General features: G+C 68.1%; 21 protein-coding genes and 1 rRNA gene. 14 read left to right on the top strand and 8 right to left on the bottom strand.

Annotated features, from left to right (window positions below; genetic code table 11):
* Positions 1-99: 99 nt before the first annotated feature.
* On the top strand, positions 100-1,545 hold the full coding sequence (locus tag AB0F51_RS35605) for a GAF domain-containing protein (RefSeq protein ID WP_360287473.1): 1,446 nt from the start codon (positions 100-102) through the stop codon (positions 1,543-1,545).
* Positions 1,546-1,554: 9 nt separating this feature from the next.
* On the opposite strand, the gene AB0F51_RS35600 is transcribed toward AB0F51_RS35605, so the two are convergent.
* A complete protein-coding gene (locus AB0F51_RS35600) occupies positions 1,555-1,950 on the bottom strand; it encodes a helix-turn-helix domain-containing protein (protein ID WP_360287471.1) in 396 nt (131 codons plus the stop codon).
* A 69-nt stretch (positions 1,951-2,019) separates the two neighbouring features.
* Between AB0F51_RS35600 and AB0F51_RS35595 the strand changes: the two genes are divergently transcribed.
* On the top strand, positions 2,020-2,901 hold the full coding sequence (locus tag AB0F51_RS35595) for an NAD(P)H-binding protein (protein ID WP_360287469.1): 882 nt from the start codon (positions 2,020-2,022) through the stop codon (positions 2,899-2,901).
* Positions 2,902-3,008: 107 nt separating this feature from the next.
* On the opposite strand, the gene AB0F51_RS35590 is transcribed toward AB0F51_RS35595, so the two are convergent.
* Positions 3,009-4,022, bottom strand: coding sequence for a LacI family DNA-binding transcriptional regulator (locus tag AB0F51_RS35590; RefSeq protein WP_360287467.1), 1,014 nt, complete (start codon positions 4,020-4,022; stop codon positions 3,009-3,011).
* Positions 4,023-4,171: 149 nt separating this feature from the next.
* On the opposite strand from AB0F51_RS35590, the gene AB0F51_RS35585 reads away from it, so the two are divergent.
* The 7 genes from AB0F51_RS35585 (at position 4,172) to AB0F51_RS35555 (ending at position 9,408) form a co-directional block, all read left to right on the top strand.
* The gene (locus tag AB0F51_RS35585; RefSeq protein ID WP_360287465.1) at positions 4,172-5,077 is read left to right on the top strand and encodes an amidohydrolase family protein; all 906 of its coding nucleotides are present in this window, start codon (positions 4,172-4,174) and stop codon (positions 5,075-5,077) included.
* Positions 5,074-5,637 (top strand): cysteine dioxygenase family protein, encoded by a 564-nt coding sequence (locus AB0F51_RS35580; protein WP_360287462.1) that lies wholly within the window; start codon positions 5,074-5,076, stop codon positions 5,635-5,637. The genes AB0F51_RS35585 and AB0F51_RS35580 overlap by 4 nt, the downstream gene beginning before the upstream one ends.
* 100 nt (positions 5,638-5,737) lie before the next feature.
* On the top strand, positions 5,738-6,550 hold the full coding sequence (locus AB0F51_RS35575; protein WP_360287460.1) for a class I SAM-dependent methyltransferase: 813 nt from the start codon (positions 5,738-5,740) through the stop codon (positions 6,548-6,550).
* Positions 6,543-7,166 (top strand): hypothetical protein, encoded by a 624-nt coding sequence (locus AB0F51_RS35570; RefSeq protein WP_360287457.1) that lies wholly within the window; start codon positions 6,543-6,545, stop codon positions 7,164-7,166. Before AB0F51_RS35575 ends, AB0F51_RS35570 begins: the two co-directional genes overlap by 8 nt.
* Positions 7,102-7,980 carry a MarR family winged helix-turn-helix transcriptional regulator gene (locus AB0F51_RS35565; RefSeq protein ID WP_360287454.1) on the top strand — a complete coding sequence of 293 codons (879 nt, stop codon included), beginning with the start codon at positions 7,102-7,104 and terminating at the stop codon, positions 7,978-7,980. Before AB0F51_RS35570 ends, AB0F51_RS35565 begins: the two co-directional genes overlap by 65 nt.
* Before the next feature lie 134 nt (positions 7,981-8,114).
* On the top strand, positions 8,115-8,510 hold the full coding sequence (locus AB0F51_RS35560; protein ID WP_360287451.1) for a RidA family protein: 396 nt from the start codon (positions 8,115-8,117) through the stop codon (positions 8,508-8,510).
* Positions 8,511-8,595: 85 nt separating this feature from the next.
* Positions 8,596-9,408: a PhzF family phenazine biosynthesis protein gene (locus tag AB0F51_RS35555; RefSeq protein WP_360287449.1), complete on the top strand. Its 813-nt coding sequence runs from the start codon at positions 8,596-8,598 to the stop codon at positions 9,406-9,408.
* 11 nt (positions 9,409-9,419) lie between these two features.
* Here the strand turns inward: AB0F51_RS35555 and AB0F51_RS35550 are convergent, their stop codons facing one another.
* A complete protein-coding gene (locus AB0F51_RS35550; protein WP_360287446.1) occupies positions 9,420-10,055 on the bottom strand; it encodes a hypothetical protein in 636 nt (211 codons plus the stop codon).
* 129 nt (positions 10,056-10,184) lie between these two features.
* A complete protein-coding gene (locus tag AB0F51_RS35545) occupies positions 10,185-11,102 on the bottom strand; it encodes an alpha/beta hydrolase (protein ID WP_360287443.1) in 918 nt (305 codons plus the stop codon).
* Positions 11,103-11,122: 20 nt separating this feature from the next.
* Between AB0F51_RS35545 and AB0F51_RS35540 the strand changes: the two genes are divergently transcribed.
* Positions 11,123-12,025 (top strand): hypothetical protein, encoded by a 903-nt coding sequence (locus AB0F51_RS35540; RefSeq protein WP_360287440.1) that lies wholly within the window; start codon positions 11,123-11,125, stop codon positions 12,023-12,025.
* Here the strand turns inward: AB0F51_RS35540 and AB0F51_RS35535 are convergent.
* Complete coding sequence (locus tag AB0F51_RS35535; RefSeq protein WP_360287437.1) at positions 12,001-12,981, bottom strand: DUF5937 family protein; 981 nt, start codon at positions 12,979-12,981, stop codon at positions 12,001-12,003. The genes AB0F51_RS35540 and AB0F51_RS35535 overlap by 25 nt on opposite strands.
* A gap of 57 nt (positions 12,982-13,038) precedes the next feature.
* Here AB0F51_RS35535 and AB0F51_RS35530 point away from each other — a divergent pair, with 57 nt between their 5' ends.
* Positions 13,039-14,013 carry an NADP-dependent oxidoreductase gene (locus AB0F51_RS35530; protein ID WP_360287435.1) on the top strand — a complete coding sequence of 325 codons (975 nt, stop codon included), beginning with the start codon at positions 13,039-13,041 and terminating at the stop codon, positions 14,011-14,013.
* Here AB0F51_RS35530 and AB0F51_RS35525 read toward each other — a convergent pair.
* The 3 genes from AB0F51_RS35525 to AB0F51_RS35515 form a co-directional block, all read right to left on the bottom strand.
* Positions 14,010-15,431, bottom strand: a complete 1,422-nt coding sequence (locus tag AB0F51_RS35525; RefSeq protein WP_360287432.1) for an aromatic amino acid ammonia-lyase — start codon at positions 15,429-15,431, stop codon at positions 14,010-14,012. The genes AB0F51_RS35530 and AB0F51_RS35525 overlap by 4 nt on opposite strands.
* Positions 15,432-15,567: 136 nt before the next feature.
* On the bottom strand, positions 15,568-15,813 hold the full coding sequence (locus AB0F51_RS35520; protein ID WP_360287430.1) for a type B 50S ribosomal protein L31: 246 nt from the start codon (positions 15,811-15,813) through the stop codon (positions 15,568-15,570).
* Positions 15,810-16,943 (bottom strand): GTP-binding protein, encoded by a 1,134-nt coding sequence (locus tag AB0F51_RS35515; protein ID WP_360287427.1) that lies wholly within the window; start codon positions 16,941-16,943, stop codon positions 15,810-15,812. Before AB0F51_RS35515 ends, AB0F51_RS35520 begins: the two co-directional genes overlap by 4 nt.
* Positions 16,944-17,075: 132 nt before the next feature.
* Here AB0F51_RS35515 and rpmG point away from each other — a divergent pair, with 132 nt between their 5' ends.
* The 3 genes from rpmG to AB0F51_RS35500 all read left to right on the top strand — a co-directional run.
* Complete coding sequence (gene rpmG, locus AB0F51_RS35510; RefSeq protein ID WP_360287424.1) at positions 17,076-17,243, top strand: 50S ribosomal protein L33; 168 nt, start codon at positions 17,076-17,078, stop codon at positions 17,241-17,243.
* Positions 17,244-17,247: 4 nt separating this feature from the next.
* A complete protein-coding gene (rpsN, locus tag AB0F51_RS35505; RefSeq protein ID WP_360287422.1) occupies positions 17,248-17,553 on the top strand; it encodes a 30S ribosomal protein S14 in 306 nt (101 codons plus the stop codon).
* A gap of 561 nt (positions 17,554-18,114) precedes the next feature.
* A 16S ribosomal RNA gene (locus tag AB0F51_RS35500) occupies positions 18,115-18,193 on the top strand; the annotation flags it as partial.

Here is an 18,193-nt window from a genome sequence, read left to right as displayed (position 1 = left end):
CTTGAAGAGCGTGCTCCGAAGCTAGGTCGCGCCACGTTGCATCGACGTTGCATCGCGTCACGGCCTTGTCTGCGGCTGCGTTCCGGGCGAGGCTGAGGCGTGGACGCACGGCAGGAGGCGCGCCGGCTCAGTGAGCTGTACGACGAGGTGCTCGGTGGAGGCCGGGTGCCCGGCGTACCGCGTCCGTTGGTGGCAGCGTCCTGGGAACGTTCGCTGGCCGCGCAGGTCGATCCCGAGCTCGATGCGCCGCCGCTCGTCGTCGGGGCCGACGTCCTCGAGTCGTTGCGCGAGGACCACCCGCTGCGCGCAGTACTGCCGATCCTGCGGGAGACGCTGACGACGATCGCGGACGAGGCGTCGCACATCATGATCGTCACCGACGCGCAAGGGCTGATCCTGTGGCGCGAGGGTGCGGCCGACGTCCGCCGGCAGGCCGACCGGATCGCGTTGACCGAAGGAGCTGTCTGGTCCGAGGACGCGATCGGCACCAACGGCATGGGTACCGCGCTGGCGGCCGACCAGCCCGTCCAGATCCACTCGGCAGAACACCTCGTACGACGGATCCACGCCTGGACCTGTGCCGCCGCGCCGGTGCACGACCCGGACACCGGCAAGCTGATCGGCGCCGTCGACGTGAGTGGTCCGCTCCGCACGGTCCATCCGGCGATGATGGCGCTGGTGACCGCCGCGGCTCAGCTGGCCGAGGGGCAACTCCGGGTCCGGATGGCCGCGGCCGACGAACAGCTCCGCGCGCGCAACATGCGCCACCTCATCGCGCTCGGCGACGCGCCGGGCGCTCTGCTCACCCCGAGCGGCCGGGTCCTGGCGGTCCAGCCGTTGGCCTGGCTGCCCGACCGTCTCCACGTTCCGTCCGGCGCCGACCGGATCGAGCTCGGGGACGGCCGCGAAGCCGTTGTCGAGCAGTTGGACGAGGGCTACCTGTTGCGCATCCCAGGCCCGGTAGCCCGACGCCGGCCCTTGCTGCGACTGAAACTCCTGGGCTCCGGACAACCGGCCGCTGTTGTCGGCGGCCGCGAGATCGCATTGACCTTGCGCCGGGCTGAAGTCCTTGCACTGTTACTACTGCATCCTGCCGGGCTCACCGCCGAGCAGCTCATGCTGCAGCTGTACGGCGACGAGGGGAACCCGACGACGGTTCGCGCGGAGATGCACCGGCTGCGCAACCTGCTCGGCCAAGGAGTGCTCGACACCAAGCCGTACCGGATCATCGCCGACGTGTCCGGCGACGTCACCGACGTCCAGAGCGCCCTGCGAACCGGTGACCTGGCCAAAGCGCTGGACCTGTACAACGGTCCGCTGCTCGGGCGATCGGACGCGCCGGCGTTGCGAGTCGAACGCGACGAGCTCGACGCGACGCTTCGGCGCGCAGTACTGGACTCTGCTGATGCCGAACTGTTGTGGCGGTTCGCGCAGACTCCTACCGGTGCTGAGGATCTCGAGGTCTTCGAAGTCCTCGACCGCAGGTTGCCTGCCGCTGATCACCGTCGCCCCGCAGTCAGTGCTCGCTTGGAGCGCCTGACCTAGCTGCACGGATCAGAGGTACTTACCTGCGTCGTCAAAGCTGCGGCGGGCTTGCTCGACGTGGTCGAGGTTGGTGCCGGCCCACTCGGTGAGGTGGGCGAAGAGCGGGGCGAGGCTGCCGCCGAGCTCGCTGATCTCGTACTCGACCCGCGGCGGCACCTCGGGGTAGTAGGTGCGCACGATCATGCCGTCGCGCTCGAGTTGGCGAAGGCGCTGGGTCAGCACCTTCGGGGTGATGCCTTGGATGCGCCGCTCGAGCTCGACGAACCGCAGCCGGCCGAAGGTGTGCAGTGACCAGAGGATCGGCGTGGTCCACCGGCTGAACACGATGTCGACGACCGGCGCGATGGGACAGGCCAGCTCCGGATCGTTCGTGCTAGCCGACCAGCTCGTCTCTTGTGCTGCCACCAGTTACACCCCTTTGAGCTGGTTACTTTCCTGTAGGTACCTACTATACCGGCGCTGCTAGCGTTCTTGATGTCAGCGGAAAGCACAGTAAATAAAGGGGTTTTCGTGATTGTGGTGACGGGTGCGACCGGGAATGTCGGGCGGCCGCTGGTCCAGGCTTTGGCGACAGCGGGCCTTGAGGTGAGGGCGGTTTCGCGGGGCCTGGCCCCGGTGGACCTGCCGGGTGGAGTTGGGCACGTGAGGGCGGATCTGGCTGCGCCGGAGTCGCTGCGGGCAGCGCTGGACGGTGCGGAGGCTCTGTTCCTCCATGACGGCGGGGCGGGCGGCCAAGGGCTGGATCCGCGAGCCATTCCGGAGCTGGCCAGGGCGGCCGGGGTCCAGCGTGTGGTGCTGCTCTCTTCGCAGGGCGTGGCGACCAGGCCTGAGTCGGCCTCGCACGGAAGTGTCGGGCTGGCGATCGATGAAGCGGTCCGTGAGTCGGGCCTGGCCTGGACGATCCTGCGGCCTGGCGGCTTCGCGTCCAATGCCTACGCCTGGGTGGAATCGGTTCGCGGGGAGAGGACCGTCGCCGCGCCCTTCGGTGACGTCGGGTTGCCGGTCGTGGATCCGATGGATATCGCGGAGGTCGCGGCCATGGCCCTGCGCAAGGACGAGCACGCGGGACAGGTCTACGAGTTGACCGGGCCGGCCGTGGTCACCCCACGGCAACAGGCCGAGGCGATCGGCGCGGCCCTCGGCGAACCGATTCGCTTCGTGGAGCTGACCCGGGCCGAGGCGCACGCGCGGATGGTCACGTTCATGCCGGAGCCGGTCGTGGAGACCACGCTGAACGTGCTCGGCGAACCCAACGCCGCCGAGCTGCGGCTCAGCCCGGACGTCGAGCGGGTGCTCGGGCGCGCACCCCACTCCTTCGCCGAGTGGGCGCTGCGCAACGTGGAAGCATTCCGCTGACCTGCTCACTGTGGTCAGCGATTTCACATCGTGGACAATGGACTGTAAGTGCAGTGGATTAGTCTAGTTTCGCCGGTGTGGCCGTCGTGGGTGACTCAGCGTCGTCGTCACGCCTTCGCGGGCGGGGCGGCGACCGAGCCGCGTTCGATCAGGGTCGGCTCGACCGTGGTCCGGCGAACTCGCCGGTTGGTGTCGACGGCCGAGGTGACCCGGCTGACCACATCGGCGACCAGGTCGTCGAGCGGCCAGTGGAACGTGGACAGTGGCGGACTGAGCAGCTGGGACATCGGCTGGTCGTCGTACCCGAGCAAGGACAGGTCCTCCGGGACGCGGATGCCGAGCTCCCTGCAGGCGGCGTAGACACCGAAGGCCATCGAGTCGGCGAGCGCGAGGATGCCGGTCGGCCGGTGGCTTGCCGTCAGCAGTTCGCGGGCGACCTCGGTGGCGCCGGCCAGGTCGTGCGGACACGGCACGATCCGCACCTTCAGCTTCAGCCCGACCGCGACCCGCTGAGCGATCTCCTCGGCCGGTCGCTCCACCTCGAACCGGCGCGACGGGCTCAGTACGGCGACGCTGCGGTGACCGGCGTCGGCCAGCCGGCGCAGCGCAGTACTGACTCCCGTCTCGTTGTCGAACAGCACCTCGGACTTCGCCTTGGCGGCCGGCAGCGCGTCGCCGATCGCGATCACCGGCGCCTGCTGGGCGATCGCCGCCCAGCCTTTGGCGCCCGGATCGATCGGGATCACCACGATCGCGTCCGCGCGGTGGTCGACCAGATGCTGCGCGAGCTGGAGCTGCCGGTCGGCGTCGCCGGCCGAGTCGATGATCCACGCGTTGCGATCCGGAGCGAGCAGCTCACGACCGAGCGCGGCGGCGAGGCGTTGCTGCCAGAGATCTTCGAGCGAAGCGCACAGTACGCCGACCGAGCCGCTCCGGCCGGAGGCGAGAGCGCGCGCCACGGGGTCCGCCTGGTACCCGAGACGCTCGGCGGCTTCCTGCACCCGCTGCTGCGTCTCCGGGGTGCCTTGCAGACCTCGCAGAGCGTAGGAGACCGCCGCCATCGACAGGCCGGTCTCCGCTGCGATGTCCTTGAGAGTCGGCCTTCGGCCTGTTCCGGACATGTGAACGACCCTAGGGCACGGCGGGGACAAAACCCTGCGGGCCGGTCGGCTTCGAGCGGACGTGGCTTGACAAACCGGTCTTTGAAGCGCTTCACTACGAGTGTCTTGAAGCGCTTCAAAGAGTTCGGGCCGGCGAAGGAGGTGTCCGCGTGATCGACGTTCATCAGCACCTGTGGCCGACTGAGTTCGTGGACCGGCTCCGGGCTCGCACCGAACCGCCGTACCTGGATGGTTGGACGCTGCACACGAGCGGCGAGCCGCCGTACGACGTCGATCCGGCGGCGCATGCGATCGACAAACGCCTCGCGCAGGAACTGGACGCCGGGACCTCGCTGGTCGGGCTCTCGCTGTCGAGCCCGCTCGGAATCGAGCACCTCGGCGACGCGGCGCTGCTGGATGCCTGGCACACCGGTACTGCGTCTCTGCCCGCACCCTTCAAGGCCTGGGCAGCCGTCAACCTGGTGGAGCCGGATCTCGATGGGCTGGAAGGCCTGCTGTCGCAGGGGTTCCTGGGACTGCAGCTGCCGGCCCAGGTGATCGGTACTCCGGCTGGCTGGGCTGCCGTCGGCTCGTTGCTCGCTCTGGCAGAGCGGTTGAACAAGCCAATCCTGGTTCACCCGGGGACGGTTGTGCCGCCTGGTGAAGAGCTGCCCGGATGGTGGCCGCCGGTGGTTGACTACACGCTTCAACTGCAGGCCGCGTGGTGGGCCTGGCACGCGTTTGGTGGGCGTACGGCGTACCCGAAGCTGCGGCTGTGCTTCGTCGCGGCGGCCGGTCTCGCGCCCGTGCACCACGAACGGCTGACCGCCCGCGGCGGCCGGCTCGGCACCATCGACCCCAACCTGTACGTCGACACCTCGAGCTACGGCCCGCAGGGGATCGACGCGGTCGCCCGGGTCCTCGGCATCGACCAGGTCGTGCACGGCACCGACCGGCCGTACGCCGGGACCGTCGACCTCCGGCAGGGCGACGCCGCGACCGCGGTGATTCGCCACGACAACCCGCACCGGCTCCTGTACGGACCGGTGCCACCTCCTGAGAGGGGAGTGCAGTGACTGCTCAGCCCGTTTCCGACGCACCCGTCGTACCCGCGCGCCAGGCCAGCCGGCTCGTGGAGCTCAACGACTGTCTGTCGCTCGACAACCTCCCGGGACGTGATCTCACCCCGGCCGAACTCGCCGAGCTGGCCGGCGGCCTGGCCGCCCAGCCACACCTGTGGGAAGACAAGGTCGCCTACAACGACGAGGAACGCGTCTTTGCCTCCCTGCACCGTGACGCCAACGTCGACGTCTGGCTGATCTGCTGGACGCCGGTCAACGACACCGGCTGGCACGACCACGACGTCTCCTCCGGAGCGGTAGCGGTTGCCCGCGGCAAACTCGTCGAACACAACCTGGCCATCGGCACCGAGTCCATCGAAACCGAAATCGAAGCCGGCGACGTCTACGGCTTCGGCCCCGAACACATCCACCGCGTAGTAGGCCTCGACAAAGGCAGCGTCACCATCCACGCCTACAGCCCCCCGCTGTGGCGCATGGGCCAGTACTCCGTCAAAGAAGGAGTCCTCCGCCGAGTCTCAGTCTCCTACGCCGACGAACTCCGCCCCCTCGACTGACAAACCCTTGTTTTCAAGCAAGGAGCTGCCCCGGGGTGGCCTGGAGTTGCCCGGGGGATGGCCTGCTGTGGGGTGGGTGGCGTGAGCAGACTTCGTGGGTATGACGGCTCAGGTTGATGTTGATGTTCACTACACCTCTCTTCATGACGAAAAGGCTCGGCTCAGTTCGACCTTGCGTGGGCGGTTCGAGTTGGCTCGGATGCAGGATCTGCTGGGTAGGTATCTGCCGGAGCCGCCGGCGGATGTCGCGGATATCGGTGGTGGGCCCGGGGTGCATGCGCGCTGGCTGCGGGATCGCGGGTATTCGGTCGAGTTGCTGGATCCCGTGGAGCGGCACATTCAGCAGGCGACGGCGGCTGGGATCACCGCAGTACAAGGGGATGCGCGGCGGTTGCCGTGGGAGAACGATCATTTTGATGCGGCTCTGCTGGCCGGGCCGATCTATCACCTGCCCGAGGCGGCCGATCGGCGGCTGGCGTTGCGGGAGGCTATTCGGGTAGTGCGGCCCGGTGGGTTTCTCGCGGTGGTGGCGATCAATCGGGCGGCGAACCTGATCGGGTCGACGTTGGCCAACACGTTGCTGGATCGGCAGCGGGTGGTGACGGAGATTCTCGAGACCGGGTTCAGTCCGGACAACGAGCGGATGGCGCAGACGGTCTACCACACCACCAGTCAGTTGCGGACCGAGTTGACCAACGTCGGCCTGCGCTCCGTCACGCTGCACGGGCTGACCGGGCCCGGTGGCTGGCTGACGGTCGCCATCGACCGGCACTTCCCCGAGATCGAGCTGCCGGACACGCTCACCCGGCATGATCCGATGCTGACCGCGCTGGAGTGTTCGCGGTTGGCCGACCGGCATCCGGAGCTGGTCCCGGCGAGTTCGTTGCTGTTCGCGGTGGGGCAGTGTGTTTGACCGGCATCGCCGGCGCAAGGTCTTCGAGGACGCTGTCCGGTACGCCGCCAACGGCTGGCCGGTCGCGCCGCTCGCAGTACCGCATCACGGGATTTGCCTGTGTGGCAAGGGATGCGTGGAACCGCATCTCGTCGGCGACGTGATCCGCGACGGCTACCAAGCAGCCGAAGTCTGGAGCCCACCGGCCACCGGCTCGGCGGTTGGCGGGTTGGGGGTTGCGTTGGTGGCTGAGTGGTTCGACGTACTGGAGTTGCCGCCGGAGTACGGGGCGCTGGTGAACCATCGGTTGAAAGCCAGTTGTCCGACGGCGATGGCTCCCGCCAAACGGCAGTGGTGGTTCTTCGTCAGCCAGGGTTCGGTTCCGCGTGAGCAGGTGGAGGCGGCGGGCGGCGTACTGCGCTCTGGCGTGGCTGACTGGGTTCCGGCGCCGGGCACCTGGTTGGAGGACACCGGGAGGATCCGCTGGCTCGTGCATCCGTACCTGACCGAGTGGCAGCCCTACCGGCCGCTGGACCCGATCAGCCAGATTTTGCCTGACTATAGTCAGAGGAATGGGGATCGCCGACGTCAGGAGATTCAACCGGACAGTGACCCAGCGGATCGGGGCGCTCAGTGACACCTACATGGCGCGCGACCGGCCGCTCGGGCAGGCCCGGGTGTTGTGGGAGATCGGCCCGGACGGCTGCGACGTGCGGTCGTTGCGGTCCCGGCTCGACCTCGACTCCGGGTACCTGAGCCGCCTCCTCCGCACGCTCGAGAGCGACGGGCTGGTGGAGGTGGAGCAGAGCGGTGACGACGGCCGGGTGCGCACGGCTCGTCTCACCGCTCGCGGGCTGGCGGAGCGGACCGTCCTGGATCGCCGCTCCGACGAGCTCGCGGCGTCGATCCTCGAACCACTCAGCGAGTCGCAGCGGACCCGGTTGATCACCGCGATGGGTGAAGTCGAACGTCTCTTGACAGCCTCGACGGTCACCGTCGGCATCGTCGATCCGCGGCACCAGGACGCGCAGTACTGCCTGCAGTCGTACTTCGAGGAGCTGGCTGACCGCTTCGACGGCGGGTTCGACCATGCGCGCAGCATCTCGGCCGGGGTGGACGAGCTCACTCCGCCCTCCGGCCTGCTGCTCGTCGCGACTCTGCACTCGGCTCCGGTGGGATGCGGCGCCCTCAAGTTCCCCGCGAACAGTCCGGCCGAGGTCAAACGGATGTGGGTCTCACCGGAGGTCCGCGGCCTCGGGCTCGGCCGCCGGCTCCTCGCCGAACTCGAGAAGCAGGCCGTCGCGCACGGCTCCGCAGTACTGCGGCTGGAAACGAACCGCAGTCTCACCGAGGCCATCGCGCTCTACCGCGCCACGGGCTACACCGAAGTACCGGCCTTCAACACCGAGCCGTACGCCCATCACTGGTTCGAAAAGCACCTCACCAGCTGACGACCAGGACTGAGGAGCCCCCTTGGATCCTCAGCCCTGGTCGAATACATCCCTCATACGGGCAAATGGACTGGCCGGTTCACGGCCGGCGCGATAGACATGGCCAAACCATGCCGACCGAGGGGGAGAACCCGATGGCAGAGCTCTCGATCCAGCCGCTGAACCCGCCGTTGCTGCCGCCGGCAACGGGCAACTACACGCACGGCGTCCAGGTGGACGGCGCCGAGCGGCTGGTGTTCGTCAGCGGCCAGGTGCCGTGGGGCGATGACCAGGGCAAGGTCCCCGACTCGTTCGAGGAGCAGTGCCGGATGGTGTGGCGCAACGTGCTCGCCGTGCTGGCCGAGTCCGGCCTCGGCGTACAGAACCTGGTCAAGGTGACGACTTATCTGTCGGACCGGCAGCACCGGGCGCTCAACTCGAAGATCCGCGAGGAGATCCTCGGCGATCATGCCCCGGCGCTGACGATCATCATCTGCGACATCTACGCCGAGGAATGGCTGCTCGAGATCGAGGCGATCGCCGCCGCCTGATTCCCCGTACTGCGGACCGCGAGCGGGCCACTCACCCCGGATTGGTTATGGATCGGCCCGCATCCGCGCAACTACGGTCGGGGGCATGCGGATCCGAATCGTCGACGCGTTCACCGACCAGCCGTTCGCCGGGAACCCGGCCGGAGTGTGCCTGCTGCCCGCCGGCCCCTGGCCGGACGAGAGCCGGATGCAGCAGATCGCCGCGGAGGTGAATCTCGCGGAGACCGCGTTCGCGCGGCCGTCCTCCGGCGATCCGGACGCGGACTGGGATCTGCGCTGGTTCACTCCGACGGTGGAGGCGAAGATGTGCGGGCACGCCACGCTCGCGACGACTCACGTGCTGGCCGCCGACGGGTTGCTGGACGGGCCGGTGCGGTTCGACAGCCTGAGTGGAGTGCTGCTCGCGTCGGTGGATGGCGAGACCATCACGCTCGACTTCCCGGCGTCCACGCCGACGGAGATCGCAGTACCGGCCGGTCTGGCTGAAGTGCTGGGGGTGAAGCCGGAAGCCACCTATCGCACCGAACCACTCGGCGACCTGCTGGTGATCCTGCAGGACGAAGCAGCAGTCCGAACGGCGACACCCGATTCCAAAGCACTCGCAGCGCTGACCGAGCAGCATGCCTTCCGAGGCGCAATCCTCACCGCCCCAGCCGATGCCGACTACGACTTTGTTTCCCGGTTCTTTGCGCCGGCTCATGGGATTGACGAGGATCCGGTGACGGGCAGCGCGCACACCGGGCTGACGCCGTACTGGGCGGAGCGCCTCGGGCGGGAGCGGCTGGTGGGGTTCCAGGCGTCTGCCCGAGGCGGTGTCGTCCAGGTGCGGCTGGCCGGTGATCGCGTCCACCTCACCGGCCACGCCGTCACCGTCCTCGACGGCGAACTACTGGTCTGAAACCACAGCGACTACGCCCAGGTCTCCGCGTGCGTGATCGCGCCGTTCGGGGCGCTCAGCTCGGACAGCACGTCCTCGGCGTCCGCTTCGAGCGGCTCGAACGGCCACTCCGGTACGACGTACGCGCGAGCGCCCGCGACCAGGTCGACCCCAGGTAGCTCGAACCACGCCTCGCCGACCTCGCGGCTGATCTCGTAGATGGCCTGCTCGGCCGACTCGACCGGCACCCGCTCGCCGGTCTCGTCCAGCTCGGCCGGGTGCCGCTCCTGGGCGGACCGGCCGGCCTCCAGCAGCGACTCGAGGTCGACCACGCGCAGGTCGAACCGCGACACCACGCTGATCACCTGGTCGCGCTCCTCCTCTTCCTCCTCGTCGTCGTCCTCGACCTCGTCGTCCAGCAGCAGCGGCGCGGTCCCGGTGTGCTCGAAGACGGCGTCGTTCCAGCCCTCGACGAGCTCCTCCAGCGCGGCGTTCTGCTCGTAGAGCGTGCTCTGCTCCTCGTCGCCGGTCATCGCCAGCAGGGCCTCGGTGTGCGCCTGCAGGCGCTCCGCCAGCAGGCGGCTCGCCTCGGCCAGCGCCTTGCGGCTCTCCTCGGAGAAGAACTGCTCCCCGGTGGCGGAGAACTCCTGGTTGTCCACTTCAGTCACTGCGTCGTCCCTAACTCTGGTGGGGGCTGCTCTTGCCAGCCGTAAGTATGCGCACTCCGACCGACAGCGCGAAGTCGAGTCCCACACCGTCTCGCCGCCGCTGGCTGTCAGAGGCGATCCAGGAACGGTTTACCGCTGCGAACCGTGACGGCTCAGCAGTTCGTCGAGGATCTCGCCTTCGCGCTGGTACGGCTCGAAGTGGCCGGCGGTCAGCTCCCGGAGGGTTGCCGTGGGCAACTTTTCGATCAGGCGCTCGGCGGCGGTGAAGGGGCAGTTGCGGTCCGCTCGTCCGTGCCACCAGGTGATGCTGGTCCGGATCGCGGTGAGGTCGACGTCGGTCCACTCGCCCCCCAGGGCGAGCGTCTCGTCCACCCAGCCGTCGATCCCGGCGGCGAAGGCCTCCTGCTGGGCCTTGGCCTGGGCTGCCCGCCACATCGGGTCGTTCATCACCTCCAGGTCGGACGCGGGCGCGGTCTTCATCGCCTGCTCCAGACCGGCCAGCGGTGACGTCTTGGTCGCCTCGTACGGCGCTGCCAGCAACTCCCGTATGGTTCGTTCGTCGCCGTCGCGGGCAGCCCGGAAGGCGGCCGCGTTGAGCGGGATCATCTGCTCGTACTCGTCGTCGTTCAGCGGTGGGAACCCGACCGTGACGGTCGCCGCGATCACTCTGTCGGGGTGATGGGCGGCGAAGGCGAGCACGTGCGGACCGCCGCCGCTACCGCCGAGGAGGTAGACGCGATCGAGCCCGAGCTGGTCGAGGATCGCGGCCAGGTCGTCCGAGTGCTCGCGAAGCTTGCGGCCGGGCAGTCTGGTCGACCGGCCGAACCCGGGTCGCTCGGTGGTGATCACCTGCAGCCCACGGTCCACCCACGGCGACCGGTCGGCCCGGATGCTCCACCGCGATCCGGGAGTCCCGGGCAACCGCAGCAACGGCGTACCGGTTCCGGTCCCGCCAGCTCTGGTCCAGGCGACCGTGCGGCCGTCCGGACGGACCAGGTGCTCGTCTGCGACGTCGGCGTACAGGTTGTCGTCCACGGTGCCGATCATGCCCGCAGGTGGGGTCCGGGATGTCCGATTCCTTCAAGACGAGCGTGGCCGGGATCGGGCAGGGTGGCTGCATGGAAATTTTCGAGGCTGCACGGGAGTTCGTCCGGACCGAGGCGCGGCTGGTGGAGCGCCGGCTGTTCGCGACGGTGTTCGAAGGGGCCGATCCGGCCGGGGTGGTGGACGCGTTGCGCGGCTACCAGAACGCGGACGGTGGGTTCGGGCACGGGCTGGAGCCCGACAAGCGGTGCCCGGACAGTACGGCGCTGGATGTGGAGACCGCGTTCGACATCCTGCTGGCCGCCGGTGCCCGCGACGACGAGCTGGTACGCCGGGCCTGCGACTGGCTGCAGTCGGTCGCCACGCCCGAGGGTGCCGTTTCGCTCGCTTCACCGGTCGTCGAGGGCTATCCGCGTGCCGAGCACATCGCCGAGTGGACCTACGTGCCCGATCTCAACCCGACCGCCGGGCTGGTCGGTCGCCTCTACGAGTTCGGTGTCGAGCACCCGTGGCGCGACCAGGCCGAGGCGTCGTGCCTGGACGCCTTGGCCAAGGGCTTCCCGGAGGACGCGCACGCGATGCACGAGTCGATGATCTTCCTCGAGCACAGCGGAGAGCGGGACCTGGCCAAAGTGCGCGAGTGGTTGCCGAAGCTGTCGCACTACCGCGCCGACGCGAGCGATCCGTCGTACGGCGTGACGCCGCTGCAGTTCGCGCCAACCCCGGACAACCCGTGGCGGGAACTGTTCACCGAGGAGCAGCTCCAAGGACACCTCGACCGCCTGGTCGCCGACCAGCAAGCCGACGGTGGCTGGGCAATCACGTGGGAGCCGCCGAGCACCGCCGCGACCCTTGAGTACCGCGGCATCGTGACAGTTCAGGCTCTGCGCACCCTCAAGGCCTACGGCCGCCTGCCGATCAGCTGATCTGCTAGTTCGGTGCGGGCATAGAGCACCACCCGGCCGGCTCGCGCCTTGCTGACCAGCCCATTGGTCAGCAAGGTCGCCAGCTGCTGCGAGATCGCGCCCGGTGTCACCTGCCGCCGGCGAGCCAGTTCGAGCGTGGACGCCGGCGACTCCAGCGCGATCAGCAGCGCCGCACGCGCCGGCCCGATCAGACTGTCGAGCGCGCCCGGCGTCGGCTTGCTCTGCTCCCACAGCGTCCCGATCCCACGCGCGGGATAGGCGACAGTCGGCGGCTCATCCGCGCCCACCGGGCTGATCGCGTGCTTGGCGAACAGAGTCGGCACCAGCCAGAACCCACGCCCTTTGACCTCCACGTCGTAATCCAGCTCGTACGACGAGACGCGGAGCCGCAGTACTCCGTCCGACCACCGCGCACTCGGATCGAGCCCGGTCAGTACTGCGGCAGCGCCGTCTCGCGCGAGCAGTCGAGCCCGGTGAACCATGTCCGCCTCGAGCACCGCGCGCATCCGCGGCCAATGCGGCTCCACCGCCTCCACCCAGTACATCGCCACCAGCTCCGCGAGTCGATCCCGCAAAACCCGCGGCCGGTCGCACAGTCGCTCGAGCTCAACGGGAATAGGCCGTCCGGCGTACGCGCTCCGGACGTCGACAACGGCTCGGCCAGGTGGCGTCGACCGGACGCGGCGGAGTTCGTCGTTGACATCCGGGAGCGGCGAGCTGGGTCGTGGTGTGAGGAAGTCGGGCAGCCACTGCACCTCGGGAGCAACCAGCGACAGCAACAGCTCACGATCCGGCCAGTCCTCGATCAATGCCTTGGTCTGCCGGATCCAGGGAAGGTGCAGCACGTGCGCCGACGGCTCGTGCAGAGCCCACAGACTCGTCATCGTCTCCAGCAACGGCGAACACGCGAAGCGCATGTCCGCCAGATCGTCGACGCCGAGCCGGTAGCTGATCATTTAGCTCCAGGCTAACTCTCTGGCTCGGCCGGGACGCCTCAGGTTCTCATCATGGGCATGACCGAGATCCAACTCGTGAGACGTCCGTCCGGCGCACCGACGGCCGACCTGTTCGCCTACGTCGAGACCGAGCCCCCAACGGTTCGCCCGGGAACGGCCCTGGTGCAGAACCTGCTGCTGTCCGTCGACCCCTACATGCGCGAGTGCATGGACGCCGAATGGGAACTCAACGCGAGCCTGGAGGGACGCGCGATCGGCCGAGTGATCGAGTCCGGTACGCCGGAACTCGGGCCCGGCGACCTTGTCTTCCACCGCCAAGGCTGGCGCACGCACGCGTTGGTGACTCCCGCGGAAGTCCGCAAGCTCGACGACCTCCCGGGCGTACCGCTGTCGGCGCATCTCGGCATCCTCGGCGGCACCGGGCTCAGCGCGTACGTCGGCCTGACCAGAATCGCGAAGCTCCAGCCCGGCGAGACGCTCTTCGTCACGGCCGCCGCCGGTGGAGTCGGTACTGCGGCCGGCCGGATCGCCAAGCTGCTCGGCGCGGGCCGAGTCATCGGGAGCACCGGCTCAACCGCGAAAGCGAAGTACCTGACCGAAGAAGTCGGGTTCGATGCGGCCTTCTCCTACCGATCGGGGCCGATCGGCGAGTTGCTGGCCGACGCGGCTCCCGATGGTGTCGACGTCTGCCTGGACAACGTGGGTGGCGAGCACTTGGCCGCCGCCATCGACGTACTGCGCCCGCGCGGTCGCATCGCGTGGTGCGGAGCCGTTTCGTCGTACGACCATCAGGCTCCGGCCGCGCCGAGCAACCTGTACGAGGTCGTCGGCAAGCAACTCAGGCTGGAAGGCTTTCTCGTCCGCGAACACCAGGACGCTCGACCTGAGCTCTACGACTTCCTGACGCCCTATCTGCGGTCCGGCGAGATCGTTTCGGACCAGACGATCGTGCCCGGATTCGGCTCGATGGTCGACGCGTTCCTCGCCATGCTCCGCGGTGAGAACGTCGGCAAGATGCTGGTGGAGCTCTAGGCGGACTCTGCCGGATGCTCGACCTGGCGGTCGCCCCATTGGGTGAGCAGGCCGCGAGCGATCTCCAGGTCGTCGCGCAGGGAACGGTCCGTCAGTACGTCGGGCAGCGCGGCCAGCGCGTCGGCCAGCCACGCGCCGACCGCGGCAGGCGCAAGTTTCTCTGGTTCCAGGCCGGCCAGGCGGACGGCCCGCACGGCGGTCACCAATTCGCAGGCCAGCACGTCCCGCAACGCATCCAGCAACTGCCCGGTCTGTACTGCGGCCTGCGGCGCGAAACTCGCGTGGTGCTCGGCGCCCCGAGACAGGGTCGCTGTGCCCAGGGTTGCCGGTTGGGCCGACGAGCGAACCGAGGCGAGTGCGTCATGGGCGACGTACTCGATCATCATCACGCCGGAGCTCGCCTCCGAACCGCTGGCCAGGAAGCGACTCAGGCCGGTGAAGTCGGGATCGACGAGGTTCGCCACCCGGGAGGTGGACAGGGTCGCGACCGAGTGCAGGCTGAGCCGGAGTGAGTCGAGCCCGAGCGCGATCGGCATCGCGTGCCAGTTGCCGTTGTGCAGCACGGTGTCGCCGGCCACCAACGGGTTCTCCGCCGAGGCGTTGATGTCGATCGCCAGTGCGTTGCCCAGGGCATCGACATGGTCGACGGCCGGACCGAGCACCTGGGCGAAGGCGCGCAGGCCGAACGGATCCTGGATCCGGGCCGGCGGGATCGGCAGCTCGTCGAGCAGGCCGCGCATGCGCCGGGCCACCCGGACCTGGCCGGGTTGCGGGCGGGCCGCCTGGACGCGTTCGTCGTACACCTCGGCGTTGCCGCGCAGCGCGACATGAGACAGCGCGCCGACCAGCGGGACGACGTTGATCAGGGTGGCGGCCTCGACGTAGGCCAGGCAGCATTCGGCCAGCGTGATCGCGTTGCTCGACAGCAGTGGAAGCGCGCTGGTCCCGTCGATGACGTCACCGAGGGCCAGACCGAGCTCGGCCAGCGCGCCGAGGTCACCGGTACCGATCGCGCCGCCGCGATGCAGTTCGGGCAACTCGTCATCGTTGAGCAGGGCAACGATCGCGTCGGCCACCTCGGGGGCCAGCCCGGAGCCTCCGGCCGCGAGTTGGTTGACCCGGATCAGCAGTCCGAGCCGAACCACGTCCTTCGGGTACGACGACGTACCGGTGGTCGAGTGCGAGGCGAGCAACCGGGCACCGTGCTCCGGGTCGGAGGTGAGCACATCACGGTTGGCGCCGACGCCTGTGGTTCGGCCGTAGACCGGCCGATGCAAGGCGATCTCGGCGACTGCCGCTGCGGATCGCGCCATCCGTTCACGCGCGGCGTTCCCCAGTCGCACGGCCGTCCGCCGTTGCCCCAGCGCGACCGCATCCAGAGGCGACAATCCCGCCCCGACCAACTCCACGGGCTCCACTCGCCCAGTGTGAGTCCTGCGGCCCGGCCCACGAAGTACCGTCGGCTGGTAGCCGTCTGAAATCCGAGACAATGGGGTCCGGGCAACAAACAGCCCGCCGATCCGGAGATCGGCGGGCTGGGAAGACTGGTTCGGGTCAGGACTTGCCGTAGCGCTTCTTGAACTTCTCGACGCGGCCCTGGGTGTCCATCACGCGCTGCTGACCCGTGTAGAACGGGTGGCTGGCGGACGAGATCTCGACGTCGACGACCGGGTAGGTGTTCCCGTCGTGCCACTCGATGGTCTCGGTGCTGGTGCGCGTCGAGCCGGTCAGGAAGCTGAAGTTGCCGGACTTGTCCCGGAAGACGACCCGGCGGTAGTCGGGGTGGATGTCTTGCTTCATGCAGCGGTACTTCCTTCCAGGTAAGGGGCGAACGGGTCGGTCAGCTGGGTGGCCGACTCACCCGTACGAAGGACACAACCATCCAGGAGCCGCTCTAATTCCCAGATGTCCAGATCGACTCCGGTGATGGACAGGTACGAGGCGCGGTCGCCGTGCTCGGGGTGCCACTCGAGTGCCGACCTGGCCTGATGGGTCTGGCCGACCTCCGACCAGCGCTCGACCGGCAGGTCGGCGAGCCACGGACCGAGCACGCCGATGGAGATGTTGGTGCCGAAGCTGTCCCAGCCCAGTCGCGCGTGCGGCTGCGAGGCGAGCCAGACCGTTCCCTTGCCGCGCGCGGATTTCACGACCAGCTCCTCCAGGGCGTCGTACAGGCGCTCGGGATGGAACGGCCGGTCCGACTGCCAGACGAGAGTCCGCACCGGCCCGTCGGTTTGCAGCGGAGCACTGATCGACCCCGGCTCCACCCACGTCTCGGCCGTATCCGGATCATGCAGCCGTACGCCGAACAGCTCCCGCGCCGCCGCGGTCGTCTTGACCAGCGCGTGGGGGTTCAGTGCTTGCGCCAGCGCGCGAGTGGTGGGCTCGTCGTCGGGGTGGGCGGTCGCGGGGTTGCTCAGGATGACGGCGTTCGCGTACTCGACCTGCCGGATCAGCACCTCGGCGATCGCCCGGCCGTCTTCCGCCGCGGTGGGGATGCCACGGTCGTGGATCAGGTCGTCGCCACTCACGTCGTCGGCGAAGGGGGCGGTGTCGAGCACGGTCAGTACTGCGTCGACGCGGAGCTCCTCACCGGCATCGCGGGCGATCTCCTCGGCGAGCGCCTGGGTGTCGCCGGCACCGGGGACCGACACGATCACCGCGCCGTACTTCTCCGTGGCCGCGATGCTGACCAGCAAGGGGACGAGTGAGCCGCGCATCGCGCAGGACACGCAGGGATGACCCATCCGGATCACTTCGCGATCGATCACTCCGCCCGCGGTCCGGGCGATGCGTAGTACGGAGCCGCCGACCAGCCCAGTGAGGTCGTACTCGACCAGGACGGTGGAGCCGGCGACAGCCAGCAGGTCGCCGGCCACCGCGGCCCGGGACTGCTCGTCGACACCCGTCAGCAAGGTCACCGGTAGCATCAGGTCTCCCGCCTTATTGAAAATGATTACCAGTACAACCTACACTCTGGGCCACGGGAATGTCAGCCCGGGTGGCCGATGTTCACCCGTCACAGTTCAACGGCGCCGCAGGGCGCCCGGAGGGAAGGTCCGATGGCCAAGCGCAACGACGTCCGCCCGATCGTGAAGCTGCGCAGTACCGCGGGGACCGGGTTCACCTACGTGACCCGGAAGAACCGCCGCAACGACCCCGATCGGCTGGTCATGCGCAAGTACGACCCGACGATCCGCCGGCACGTCGACTTCCGCGAAGAGCGGTAGACCGATGGCGAAGACCAGCAAGATCGCGAAGAACGAGTGGCGCAAGCGCACCGTCGCCCTGTACGCCGAGCGCCGTACGGAGTTGAAGCGGATCATCGCTTCGCCGGCCTCGAGTGACGAGGAGCGGGAGACCGCGCAGCTCAAGCTCCAGAAGATGCCCCGAGACGCCAGCCCGATCCGGGTGCGCAACCGCGATGTGGCCGACGGCCGCCCTCGCGGCTTCCTCCGCAAGGCCGGCATCTCCCGAGTCCGGTTCCGCACGATGGCCCACCGTGGGGAACTCCCCGGAATCACCAAATCGTCTTGGTGATCCACCCCGTACGACGGCCCGGCCGGGGGCAGGTGGTCCCGGCCGGGCCGTCGTTGGGTACCCCTGGTCAGAAGCACTCTCCGGAGCGTGTATTGTTCTCTTTGTCGGAGCGAGTGCGGGACGCGAAAGCGGCCGGTCGCTGCGAACTCCCTGAAGGATCCAGGAGCTGAAGCACGCCTAGTGCGGACTTCGGTCACTGAGTCTTGCCGGGAAACTGGGATGAAAGAAGCCGATTTGACTGGCTTCGGCCGGAACAGTAATGTTTGGCGGGTTGCCCCGGAGTCCTGGCCGAAAGGTTACGGACGCGGTGTGCGTCCGATTCTTGAGAACTCAACAGCGTGCCGAAAGTCAATGCCGAAATTTAGCATTAACCCGTTTCACGGCATTGGATGATCTTGTCCACCCCTGGTCCTTCCTGGATTTTGGGTGCTGGGTTGTCTGTTGTTCGTGTTCGGATTCCTTTGAGAAATAATGATTCAAGTCAGTTTGATTGTTTCTGAGATATCAAAGGATCACTCGAAGTAGTTTGTTATCCGTTTTTGGACGGTTGACATATTGAATTCAACGGAGAGTTTGATCCTGGCTCAGGACGAACGCTGGCGGCGTGCTTAACACATGCAAGTCGAGCGGTAAGGCCCCT

Origin of the sequence: Kribbella sp. NPDC023855 (assembly GCF_040639475.1) — a bacterium.
Lineage (GTDB): Bacteria > Actinomycetota > Actinomycetes > Propionibacteriales > Kribbellaceae > Kribbella.
Note: the sequence above shows the minus strand (reverse complement) of the source record. Positions and strands in the feature narration are given on the sequence as shown.